Source organism: Flavobacterium aquidurense, from assembly GCF_001404985.1.
GTDB lineage: Bacteria > Bacteroidota > Bacteroidia > Flavobacteriales > Flavobacteriaceae > Flavobacterium > Flavobacterium aquidurense_B.
The window spans coordinates 36365-48670 of the sequence record NZ_JRLF01000015.1; the positions used below are offsets into that span (position 1 = coordinate 36365).

At 36.2% G+C, this 12306-nt stretch carries 8 protein-coding genes; 3 read left to right on the plus strand and 5 right to left on the minus strand.

Annotated elements, in window-relative coordinates:
• The first annotated feature begins 116 nt into the window (after positions 1-116).
• Positions 117-1688: an arylsulfatase gene (locus tag RC62_RS18625; protein ID WP_082421325.1), complete on the plus strand. Its 1572-nt coding sequence runs from the start codon at positions 117-119 to the stop codon at positions 1686-1688.
• Positions 1689-1799: 111 nt separating this feature from the next.
• On the plus strand, positions 1800-2198 hold the full coding sequence (locus tag RC62_RS18630; RefSeq protein ID WP_055097811.1) for a tautomerase family protein: 399 nt from the start codon (positions 1800-1802) through the stop codon (positions 2196-2198).
• 64 nt (positions 2199-2262) lie between these two features.
• Here RC62_RS18630 and RC62_RS18635 read toward each other — a convergent pair whose 3' ends face one another.
• From RC62_RS18635 to RC62_RS18655, 5 genes are all read right to left on the minus strand, one after another.
• Entirely contained in the window at positions 2263-4257 is a 1995-nt protein-coding gene (locus RC62_RS18635; protein ID WP_055097812.1) for a heavy metal translocating P-type ATPase, read from the minus strand.
• A gap of 409 nt (positions 4258-4666) precedes the next feature.
• Complete coding sequence (locus tag RC62_RS18640) at positions 4667-5896, minus strand: efflux RND transporter periplasmic adaptor subunit (protein ID WP_082421326.1); 1230 nt, start codon at positions 5894-5896, stop codon at positions 4667-4669.
• Between the two features lies 1 nt (position 5897).
• A complete protein-coding gene (locus RC62_RS18645; RefSeq protein ID WP_245176848.1) occupies positions 5898-7145 on the minus strand; it encodes a TolC family protein in 1248 nt (415 codons plus the stop codon).
• A gap of 142 nt (positions 7146-7287) precedes the next feature.
• Positions 7288-10440 (minus strand): efflux RND transporter permease subunit, encoded by a 3153-nt coding sequence (locus RC62_RS18650; protein ID WP_055097814.1) that lies wholly within the window; start codon positions 10438-10440, stop codon positions 7288-7290.
• Positions 10441-10536: 96 nt separating this feature from the next.
• A complete protein-coding gene (locus RC62_RS18655; RefSeq protein ID WP_245176849.1) occupies positions 10537-10860 on the minus strand; it encodes a DUF6660 family protein in 324 nt (107 codons plus the stop codon).
• A gap of 317 nt (positions 10861-11177) precedes the next feature.
• Between RC62_RS18655 and RC62_RS18660 the strand changes: the two genes are divergently transcribed.
• The gene (locus RC62_RS18660; RefSeq protein WP_055097816.1) at positions 11178-12299 is read left to right on the plus strand and encodes a hypothetical protein; all 1122 of its coding nucleotides are present in this window, start codon (positions 11178-11180) and stop codon (positions 12297-12299) included.
• Positions 12300-12306 lie beyond the last annotated feature (7 nt).

Sequence of the window (12306 nt, forward strand, 5' to 3'; positions counted from 1 at the left end):
TTTATAAAATGAAACATAAAACTTTGAAAAATAAATATTTAGAATAAATAACTTTACGTGTTTATTTTCTTATAATTTTCATTTGCCCTTATTCAAACCTTTTAAAAACAATTTCCATGAATTTATTAAAAAAGTTACAGCAGAATAAAATAACAATGAAATTGATAGTAGTATTTTTATTGTTATTTGGAATTTCAATAGATGGTCTGGCACAAAAAGACAAATCAAAACCTAACATTCTAATCATCTTTGGTGATGATGTAGGAGTTACAAATGTAAGCGCTTATAGTCGCGGATTAATGGGATTTATGACGCCCAACATCGATAAAATCGGTAATGAAGGAGGTGTTTTTATCCAATATTATGCACAACAAAGCTGTACTGCAGGTCGTGCTGCATTAATTACCGGACAATCTCCTTATCGAACCGGATTAACAAAAGTGGGATTACCCGGATCACCTGTTGGTTTGCAAAAAGAAGACCCTACTATTGCCGAATTTTTAAAACCATTAGGTTATGTGTGTGGTCAGTTTGGTAAAAACCACCTTGGAGATCAGGATAAATATCTGCCAACTGAACATGGATTTGATGAATTTTTTGGAAATCTATATCACTTAAATGCTGAAGAAGAACCGGAAAATCCGGATTATCCAAAAGGAGAAGAATTTAAAAAAGCATTTGGTCCGCGTGGAGTATTAAAAGCTACTGCCGGAGGAAAAGTAGAAGATACTGGGCCTCTTACTAAAAAAAGAATGGAAACCGTAGATGAAGAATTTTTAGCCGCTGCAAAAGATTTCATTACAAGATCTGCAAAAGCAGGAAAACCTTCCTTTACTTGGTTTAACAGTACGAGAATGCACGTTTTTACACATCTTAAACCGTCATCTTTAGGAAAAACCGGTCTTGGAACGCAAGCGGACGGAATGGTAGAACATGATGCAATGGTTGGCGAACTTTTAAAACTACTAGATGATCTTAAAATTGCTGATAATACAATCGTAATTTGGTCTACTGATAATGGCGCGATGAAAAATCAATGGCCTGATGGAGGTTCTTCTCCGTTTCGTTCTGAAAAAGATACCAATTGGGAAGGTGCTTATCGTGCGCCGGCAGTTGTTCGCTGGCCGGGAGTAATTAAACCCGGAAGCAATTTAACCGGATTATTTTCGGCCGAAGATTGGCTGCCAACTTTAGTAGCTGCGGCCGGAGGCGATCAAAACTTAGTTCAAAGTGCTCAAAATGGTGTTCAGGAAGGTGGTAAAAACTTCAAAGTACATTTAGATGGATACAATCAATTACCTTATCTAAAAGGACAAACTGGGACAGCACGTCATGAGTTTATCTATTTTGATGATGATGGTAATTTAGTTGCGTATCGTGATGATCGTTTTAAATATATTTTTCAGGCACAATATGCAAAAGGAATGGAAATATGGCGTAATCCAATGGTAAAATTAAGAGCGCCTCTTACTATCGATTTATTGGCTGATCCGTACGAATATGCAGTAGATGGTTCTATAGGGTATGAAAAATGGCTGATAGATCGTGCATTTTTAATTCTGCCAGCCGTATCAAAAGTATCTAAATATCTGGAAACCTATCGTAAATTTCCGCCGCGTCAGGCTCCTGCAACATTCTCAATAGATGATGTAATTGCAAAATTACCAAAACCGCAAGTTGAACGATAATATTTCATAAAATATAAATCCCGAAAATTACTTTAGGGATTTATATTTTAAATCGTATTACTGTTTCAAAAAGAGCCTTTATCTTTGTTAGTACATCATTAAATCATAAAAATGCCATTCGTTAGAATCAGTTTACCCAAAAAGCTTTCGTTAGAAACAAAAAATACGATTTCAGAATCTATTCATCATTCTTTAATAGCAGAATTTAATATTCCCAAAGATGATTATTTTCATGTAATTGAAGAACTGGAACCTCATCAGATAAAATACCCTGAAAGTTACCTTGGTGTTTCACATTCTGATGAAATTATTTATATTCAGATTACCACCGGACAAGGAAGAACTTTAGAACAGAAGAAGCAATTGTATCATCAAATTGCTACCCGAATTGCTGCATCAACCCAAATTTTGATCAATAATGTAATCATTGTTTTGTTAGAAAATAATGGTTTGGAAAATTGGTCTTTTGGTAATGGGGAAATTCAGGTACCAACACATTTAAAGAAGTAATTGCATAAAACAGAAATCCCAATTCAAACTAATGAATTGGGATTTTTTATTTAAGTGAAATAATTTAAAACTTCATTTTCTGAATTCTCACTGCATTTAGTATCGCCAATAATGCTACACCAACATCAGCAAAAACGGCTTCCCACATGGTGGCAAGCCCACCTGCACCCAGAATAAGGACAAAAGCTTTTACGACAAAAGCCAATGTAATATTCTGCCACACGATTTTTTTGGTTTGTTTCCCAATATTTATTGCCATTGCAATTTTACTTGGTTTATCATCCTGAATTACCACATCGGCAGTTTCAATTGTAGCGTCGCTTCCTAAACCTCCCATTGCAATTCCTACAGTACTTAGGGCAATAACGGGCGCATCATTTACACCATCGCCCACAAAAGCCACAGTTTCATTTTTAGCTTTAATTTCGTTTAGTTTATTTACTTTATCTTCCGGAAGTAAATCCCCGTAAGCATTTGTGATTCCTAATTTATCCGCAACAAATTGTACAACATTCGTTTTATCTCCGCTAAGCATGGTAACCTTTACGCCTAATGATTTTAGCCTGCTTACCGCTTCTTGTGCATCTTCTTTAATTTCATCTGCAATGGTCAGATATCCGGCAAATTTATTATCATAAGCAATTGCAATTGTAGTATAAACGACTTCGTTGGGATCTAAATCATATTTTATATTGAATTTATCCATTAATTTAAAGTTCCCTACATGCAGTTCTTTTCCGTTTATCAGCGCTTTTAAGCCATGTCCTGAAATTTCTTCTACATCTTTTAATTCGATTAAGGCATCAATTTGACCAACATGATTATGAACTGCAGTAGCAACGGGATGTGTACTTTGACTTTCCAGGGCATTTACCAGTTTTAGAATTTCATTTTTATCAAACCCTTCCTGAATAATAACTTCCTGAACTTTAAAAACACCTTCGGTCATGGTTCCGGTTTTATCCATAACTACATTCTGAATAGTTGAAATACTATCCAGAAAATTACTTCCCTTAAACAGGATTCCGTTTTTACTTGCTGCGCCAATTCCGCCAAAATATCCCAGCGGAATACTAATTACCAATGCACAAGGACATGAAATCACCAAGAATACCAAAGCCCTGTACAGCCAGTCACTAAAGACATAATTGTCTACAAAAAGCCATGGCAATACGCAAATCGCAATGGCAAGATAGACTACAATTGGCGTATATATCTTGGCAAATTTGCGGATAAACAATTCGGCTGGTGCTTTTTTAGTGGTCGCATTTTGTACCATTTCTAAAATCTTAGAAAGTTTACTGTCTTTGTAAGCAGTGGTTACTTTTACAAGTGCAATTGTATTACCGTTGATCATTCCGGCCAAAACCGTTTCTCCTTTTATTTTAGTATCAGGTTTGCTTTCGCCCGTTAAGGCAGCGGTGTTAAACGAAGCTGTATCTGATAATAATTCTCCATCTAATCCTAATTTTTCTCCTGCTTTAAGCTGAATGACCGATCCTATTGTAACATCAGCAGCTTTTACTTTTGTGGCCACGTTATTTTCTAAAACATTAACTTCATCAGGACGCTGATCGAGTAAACTTTTAATATTCGATTTTGCACGGCTTACTGCCAATCCCTGAAAGTTTTCTCCAATCGTATAAAACAACATAACCGCAACACCCTCAGGATATTCACCAATAGCAAACGCTCCGATTGTAGCAATACACATCAGAAAAAATTCTGAGAAAACATCGCCTTTCATAATGCTTTCGTACGCTTCTTTCAAAACCGGTAATCCAACAGGGAAATAAGCAACAATATACCAGGCAATTCGAACATAACCCGTGAACCAGTTTTGCTGAAAATAGTTATCAAGTCCAATGCCTGTAAGCAATAAAACAAATGAGATAATCGCCGGCAAGAACATTTTGAATAATCCTCCTTCGGCATTATGTTCGTGATCGTGATCGTGTCCGTCATTTTCGTTATGTACCGGCTCATCATGAGAACAGCAGCAACTGGATTGTTTTGGTTTCTTTATAATTACTTTTTCTTTTATATGTGTATGTTCCATAAAAAATTTGTTTCAGGTTTCAGGTTTTCTTTGTTTCAAGTTTGCCTGTAATAGTTGCTTTAACGGCTATTAAAACACTTTCTAAATTTACAACTTTTGTTGCAATTGTTTTTAAGTTTGTTTTGATTTCAGTACAATAAATTGAATTGCCTCCAGCTTTAGCTGGTAGTTAGAAAAATTAATTGAAATGGCTTTAGCCGAAAAACAATTTGGCTAAAGCCTTTTTCATTATCTCTAATTAACCCCAGCTAAAGCTGGGGTCTGGTCAATGAGCACTGAACATAAAAAATCCTATTATTTTTCTTTTCTTGTCTGATCTCTCTTTATAGAAATAACAAATAGTACGTTAATCACAAGAGAGTAAAAAACTTAGCAGCTTAGTATCTTAGTAACTAAGCAACTAAAAAAATCAATGCCCATGCTCCCCTCCGCCTTTCATTGCCGAAAGCAGGTAAAAAGCACCTTTCGTAACAATTTTTGCATCTGGATCAATCTTATCTACAAACTTTACTTCTGTAAATCCTAAATCTGTTGTTCCGGGAATGACTTCAATCGCTTTAAAATGAGTTTCTTTTTCATGTGTTTTTTCCTCCTCTGATTTGTGTTCTGCATGTTCTTCTTCCTGAACAAAAACAAAATACTTATCTGCGTTTCGAACCACGGCATCTTTTGGCAACGCAGGAACGGTGGCATTTGTAATGTTGATATTAGCCGAAACGTACATTCCGGGAATCAATCCTTTTGCATCATCTGATTCAATTTTGGCATGAACAGCAACTGTTTTGCTTTCGTTGGAAAATGATTTATTGATTCCGAAGATTTTTCCTTTTATCGATTTGTTTGATTGATTTGTCAATACAAAATCAATTACCTGTCCAATCGAAATTGACCCCAGATCTTTCTCATAAACATTCAGGTCCAAATGCATTTGGCTGTTATCGACCACTTCAAATAATGTGATTCCGGTTTGTGCATAAGCGCCTTTTGCAATTTTTATATTTCCTACATAACCGCTAATTGGCGCTACAATAGGCACTAGCGAAGTACTTCCTTTTGTGCTTACATGCAATGCATCTAATTTGTTTTTTGCTGCTTGTGCACGCGCTCTTTCTGCTGCCAGTTTTGATTTTACTTCCTGAAAAACTTTCCTTGGATTTACATTTTCATCACTCAACGTTTTCTGTCGATTGTATTCTAATTGCAAATATTCAATATTGGCTGTAGCCGAATGATAATCTTCCTGCATTTCGATAACTTCCAGGTTCTGGATCGTCGCCAAAACTTTTCCTTTGTTTACAAAAGTCCCTTCGAGAACAAATATATCCTTCACTGTCCCTCCTATCAAAGTCGAAACTTCGGCAGAGTTTTGTGGCGGAACTGTCGTGTAACCATTTGCTTTTATGACTTTATTCAGATTTCTGTTTTCTACAAATCCAGTCTCAATACCAACCGTTTTATATTGAGATTCGTTTAAGGCTACTTCTGTTTGTGGTTTTTCTTCTTCCTCTTTTTCTTCAGCTTTCTTTTCATTGCAGGAAAATAACATAACGCTGCAGACAATAAGCAATAAACCATAAGCTAATTTTCTTTGCGTCCAGATAGTCATTGTAATTACGGTTAAATTTTCAAGTATATTCATTTTAATTGTTTTTGATAGTTGGAAATTGAAGCTCGATAGCACTTTGATTAAAGCTATGAGTCGCTTCGGTATATTGTTTTTTAATATCAATTGCCTGATTCAGAAAACTGATATACGACCAATAACTCATATCGCCATTAGCATAACTTTTTTGTGCTGTATTAATAATTTGATCAGCATATTGCAAACCTTCTTTCTGATAATAATCTAAAGCTTTCTGTTGTTTTTGAAAGTTGTTTTGCAATTCCTGTTTTTGGAGATTCAGCGTTAGTTTATTTTTATCCAAAGCCAATTGTGATTGCGAAATACTAATTGCCGAAGCTTGAGCTTTTGCTGTATTTACGCCTCCAAACAACGGAATTTGCAATCCTGCAGTAAATCCCTGAAACAATGATTCAGTATTGATCGTCTGGGCAAAATATCCTAATCCCAGTTTAGGCGTTCGCATCGCTTTATAGGTATTGGCTTCTTTTTGATAAACCAAAATTTGCTGCTGATAATAATCGTTCATTAAACCTTCTGCTTTCAAATTTTCTTCTTCTTTTAGAATCGAATACTGCAGCGATATTGTATCATCAGGAACTATATTTTCATCGGTCTGAACAAAAAATTGCAATTGTTTTTGATAAATCGCAAGATCATATTCTAATTGGGCTTTCTGCGTTTCGATCTCTTTTACTTTCGCTTTTGCACTAATCACTTCAATATTTCCGCTTTCACCTGTTTGAAAACGCAGTTCTGCATTCTTTAGGAATTTGGTATAAATTGCATTGAGTTCCGAGTTTAATTTCTGCATCGAAATACCATATAAATATTGGTAATAAGCCAGCGTAACTGCTTTTTCAATCTCATAAGACGATAAAGCTTTTCGTTTTTCGGCCAGCTTTACCAATTCTTCCTGCAATTGTCTGTTGGCTTTTGTGATGTTTCCTATCGGGAAAAACTGCTGGACAGAAACGTTATGATCAAAATCGACGCTGTTAAATTGTCCGCCCTGATATTGTACCTGTAGTGGTTCCGGTTGAAATGCCGTTTTCTTTAGAACCGTTTGTTTTTCTATTTCCTTATCAGCTATTTTTAAATCGATATTATTTGATTTGGCAAGTTCGATTGCTTTCTCTAAACTGATTTTTTCTTGTGCTTGCGAAATTATACTAGTCAGTAGGAATGCTATTAACCGCAAAGTTCGCAAAGGTAGATTCGCGAAGTTCGCAAAAGGTTTTGTACTTATATTATATATTGAGTTCATTTTTTTGTTATTTAGTTTATTCAGCCACATTTTTATTTCACGCAGATTTTAAAAAGATTTAAGCCGATAGACGCAGATTATTTTCTAAAATTAAATCTGCCTTAATCTGCAGAATCTGCGTGAAACAAAATCTTTTTCCTCTTTAATTTTCATTGCGCTCTTCGTGTAAATCCTCGCGCTCTTTGCGTTTAAACTTCTTCTCCAACAACAAATACAAAATGGGTAAAACTATTAATGTTAATAATGTTGCAGAAAACAAACCGCCAATAACAACAGTTGCCAAAGGTTTTTGTACCTCAGCTCCTCCGCTTGTTGATAATGCCATTGGTAAAAATCCTAAAGAAGCTACGGCAGCGGTCATTAAAACAGGACGTAATCTGGTTTTTGTACCGATTAAAACCCTTTGCAGCGGATCTAAAATTCCTTCCGTTTTCAATTGATTGAAATATGAAATCAATACAATCCCGTTTAAAACCGCGATTCCAAATAAGGCAATAAAACCAATTCCTGCCGAAATACTAAAAGGCATTCCGCGTAACCAAAGCGCAAAAACTCCTCCAATCGCAGATAAGGGAATTGCTGTGAAAATTAATCCTGCCTGTTTGAAGCTTTTAAAAGTGAAATAAAGCAGCACTAATATTAATCCCAGCGCTATGGGCAATGCTATCGAAAGTCGTTTGGTTGCTTCTATTAAATTCTCAAACTGTCCGCCATAAGTGACAAAATATCCGGCAGGAAGTTTAAAGTTTTTATCTAATTTATGTTGGATTTCCTCGACAACACTTTTTATATCACGGCCGCGAACGTTTAATCCAATAGTAATTCTGCGTTTTCCGTCTTCACGAACTACTTGTACCGGACCTTGCTCATAATCTACTGTTGCGACTTGCGAAAGTGGCACTTGCTGACCATTTGGCAACGGAATAAACAAATTACTCACGTCTGTAATATCAGCACGATTGTCCTGGTTCATTCGTACTACGACATCAAACCTCTTGCTTTCGTCGTAGATTTTGCCCGCACTTTCTCCGGCAAATGACGAACGGATAATTCTATTGATATCTGAGATATTCAAACCATAAAGGGCAATTTTATTATAATCGTATTTTATTGTGATTTGGGGCAATCCTGTCACTTTATCGGCTTTTAAATCTCCAATTCCTTCAATGTTTTTTATCTTCGAAATTAACTCAGTAGCTTTTGAATCTAAAATTTCTAAGTCATCGCCAAAAATTTTGATGGCGATATCGCTTCGGCTTCCGGTCATTAATTCGTTAAAACGCATTTGTATAGGCTGCGAAATCTCAATATTGGCGCCTGGAATTACTTCCATTTCTTCTTTCATGGCATTGGCTAATTCTTCCCAATTGTGATATTTTCCTCCCCATTCTTTTTTGTCTTTCAAAACAATAATCAAATCACCACTTTCAATGGGCATAGGATCTGTAGGGATTTCCCCGCTTCCTATTTTGGTTACAATGGTTTTTATCTCCGGAAATTTTGCTTTCAGAATCTGCTCGTATTTTGTGGCTGTTTCTACCATCTGCGTAAGCGAACTTCCTGTCATGATGGTGGCATTTATGGCCAAATCACCTTCTTCAATAGTTGGGATAAATTCTCCTCCCATTCTATTAAAGACTAATAAACCAAGTACAAACAGACTAAGAGAAATTCCTAAAACAATCTTTTTAAATTGCAGCGCTTTCTCTAATAATGGGGTGTAAATTGACTCTAGCCAAGCCATCATTCTATCGCTAAAATTCTCTTTGTGCTCGGTATTTTTAGATAAAAATAAAGCACTCATCACAGGCACATAGGTAAGGGAAAGTATAAAAGCTCCTGCAACGGCAAAACCAACGGTCATGGCCATCGGTTTGAACATTTTACCCTCGGTTCCAACTAAAGCCAGGATGGGCAGGTAAACAATCAAAATGATGATTTCTCCAAAAGCTGCACTATTTCTGATTTTTGAAGCCGAATTGTAGACTTCAATATCCATTTCGCCTTGTGATAATTGCTTTTTTCGTTTCAATTGCTGCAAATGATGCATTGTAGCTTCGACAATAATTACGGCTCCGTCGACAATGATTCCAAAATCAATTGCGCCCAAACTCATTAAATTTCCGCTTACGCCAAAGGCATTCATTAATATAATAGCAAAAAGCATCGCTAACGGAATTACCGAAGCGACGATTAAACCTGCACGAAGATTACCAAGGAATAAAATCAGGACGAAAATCACGATCAAAGCTCCTTCTAATAAATTCTTCGTAACGGTACCAATTGCGTTATCGACTAGTTTTCCTCTGTCAATAAAAGCTTCAGCAACTACGCCTTCGGGCAGGCTTTTATTAATCTGGATCATTCTTTCCTTAATTCTGTCTACAACTGCGCTGGAATTTTCTCCTTTTAACATCAAAACCATTCCGGAAACAATTTCTCCTTTTCCATCTTTGGTCGATGCTCCGTAACGCAAGGCAACTCCTTCGCGGACTTCGGCGACATCGCGGACTAAAACGGGCGAACCATTTCGGTTTTTAACCACTACATTTCCCAAGTCGTTGGTTCCTTTTGCCATTCCGACACCACGAATAAAATAGGCCAATTGATCTTTTTCAATATAAGCACCGCCTGTATTCTGGTTGTTTTTTTCTAAAGCATCAAAGATTTCGGTAATCGTAACGCCCAGACTATTCAGTGTGTTTGGGTTTACGGCAATTTCGTATTGTTTCAGTTTTCCGCCCCATGTACTTACATCTGCAACACCTTTAACGCCTTGTAATTGCGGAATAATAATCCAATCCTGAATGGTTCTTAGTTTTACGGCGTCATATTTGTTTTCATAACCTTTTTTAGCATAAACATCATATTGGTAAATTTCTCCTAAACCGGTTGTAATGGGCGCTAATTCAGGCGATCCGGCATAAGCGGGAATGTTTTCTTCTGCTTGTTTTAAACGTTGAAATATTTGTTCCCTTGCCCAGTAAATATCTACGTCGTCTTCGAAAACAACAGTAACGACTGATAATCCGAAACGGGAAATACTGCGAAGTTCTATAATATCCGGAACGGTTTTTACAGCTTGTTCCAGCGGATAGGTTATTAATTGCTCTACTTCCTGACTGGCCAAAGTAGGCGCTGTCGTGATGATTTGTACCTGATTATTCGTGATATCCGGCAAAGCATCTAATGGTAATTGTTTAAGCGAATAGCTTCCCCAGGCTATTAATACAAGGGTGAGTAATAGTATAACGAACTTATTCTTTATACTAAACTGTATGATTTTATCTAACATTTTAATGGTATAATGACGTGAGAAATTAGACAAAGTTTGTCTATTACTTCTGTGGAAAATCCACAACTCTCTAACCTGAACTTAATCAGGCAATCATTATGCTATTTGAGGGGGCTGCCAAATACTTCCGTAGAAATTGGAAGCTAAAACTGAATTGTAGTTGGGTAATGGTATTGAAATAATAGTATGTGCTGCAGGAAAATCAAAATTTAAGGCAGTCTGATAACTTAAAACCTGCGCACCACAGCAATTACAGGCGCAAAAAGGGGAACATAGATCATTGTCCTTATCATGAGAATGGTTTGCTTCTGATGAAAACCGGGCAGTTTTATGAACAGCACTATCTACCTCCATATCTGCACAGGGCATATTTGAAAGTGCCATTAAATAAACCGACAATATGATGGTTATCCATTTCACAAAACAAAAATACTATTTATTTCTAATACAAAATCTAAATAATTGAAAATGATCTGAATGAAAAGGATAAACTTCTTTCTGATTTTAATAAAATACATTTTATTCAAGAAATATATTTTCTTAAAAAAAAGTATAACCAGTAAGAAAATTTAGTTAACTTTAACAATAATTAACACATAAATTCAGTTCTTAGTTTTAAGCCAAAATACCTAATTCACTATAAAACAAAAGCTTAAACAATATTTACTCTCAGCATACATTAGTCCCTATTTATTTTACGCATTTCAATTAATTAACCATTATAAACACGAAAGTCAATGAAATATAATACACTACTATCAGCCTTTTTTTTATTTTTTTGCATGCAGATTTTTGGACAGGTCTACACTGAAAAAATCGTAGGAGCAAAAAATCAGGAATTAAAAGACAGTCTTAAAGTCGAGGAATATCCATATGCTTTACCTATTTGGGGACAAAAAGTGGCTCAAAAAGGGTATAAATTACCTTATTCTGCAGGACTTTCAGTAAATTATTTCTGGCAGGATTCTGAAATAACCATCAAAGATCTGCAAGTTGGTTTTAATAATGGTCCTTTATATAATTTAGATGAAATCGTACGTTTTGATAAATCCTCTGTAGAAGCAGGAGCAATAACAATAAGACCTGATATTTGGCTGCTTCCGTTTTTAAATGTTTATGGAATTTTTGGAAAAGCAAAACCTACAACTAAAATAAACGCGGGAATCTGGATTCCTGACGCTGATAATAATTGGTCACAAATTGCCAGTTTTAGTACAAAAGCCAATTTTGATGCCACCACATTTGGTTTTGGACTAACGCCTACTATTGGTATTGGCGGCGGCTGGCTGGCACTTGATATGAATATGTCCTGGAGCGATGTAAGTGCGCTGGATAAACCTGCTTTCTCTTATATTTTTGGTCCAAGATTGGGTAAAACATTTAAACTTCGTAAACCGGATAAAAACATTGCCGTCTGGGTTGGTGGTTTCAGGGTTCATATCGAAGGAAATACACAGGGAAACATCGCTTTATCCGATGTATTAAATCTGGATGGCGCTCAGGAAAAAGTAGATAACGGAATTGGAAAGGTTGCCGAAAATCAGACAAAAGTTGATAACTGGTGGGACGGATTAACAGCGGCAGAGCAAAAAAATCCGGCTAATGTTGCCAAACACAATACGGCAAACCGGGCACTGGAATCTGCGGGGACTTTTTTGACTACGCTTGACGGCGCTTTAAGTACAGCAGGATCATCAACGGTGCAGTATTCGTTACAAAAAGCTCCTAAAGATATGTGGAACTTTATTGTTGGGACTCAATTTCAATACAGCAAACATATTATGTTTAGACTCGAAGCAGGATTTTTAGGGACTCGTACACAATATTTAGCCGGACTGCAATACCGTTTTGGACTTTAATCCTCAT

Excerpts from the sequence above, each read along its gene's own strand:
- RC62_RS18635 (WP_055097812.1), bottom strand. The coding sequence starts at position 4,257 with ATGGAACATACACATATAAAAGAAAAAGTAATTATAAAGAAACCAAAA.
- RC62_RS18645 (WP_245176848.1), bottom strand. The coding sequence starts at position 7,145 with ATGAACTCAATATATAATATAAGTACAAAACCTTTTGCGAACTTCGCG.
- RC62_RS18625 (WP_082421325.1), top strand. The coding sequence starts at position 117 with ATGAATTTATTAAAAAAGTTACAGCAGAATAAAATAACAATGAAATTG.
- RC62_RS18660 (WP_055097816.1), top strand. The coding sequence starts at position 11,178 with ATGAAATATAATACACTACTATCAGCCTTTTTTTTATTTTTTTGCATG.
- RC62_RS18650 (WP_055097814.1), bottom strand. The coding sequence starts at position 10,440 with ATGTTAGATAAAATCATACAGTTTAGTATAAAGAATAAGTTCGTTATA.
- RC62_RS18630 (WP_055097811.1), top strand. The coding sequence starts at position 1,800 with ATGCCATTCGTTAGAATCAGTTTACCCAAAAAGCTTTCGTTAGAAACA.
- RC62_RS18640 (WP_082421326.1), bottom strand. The coding sequence starts at position 5,896 with ATGAATATACTTGAAAATTTAACCGTAATTACAATGACTATCTGGACG.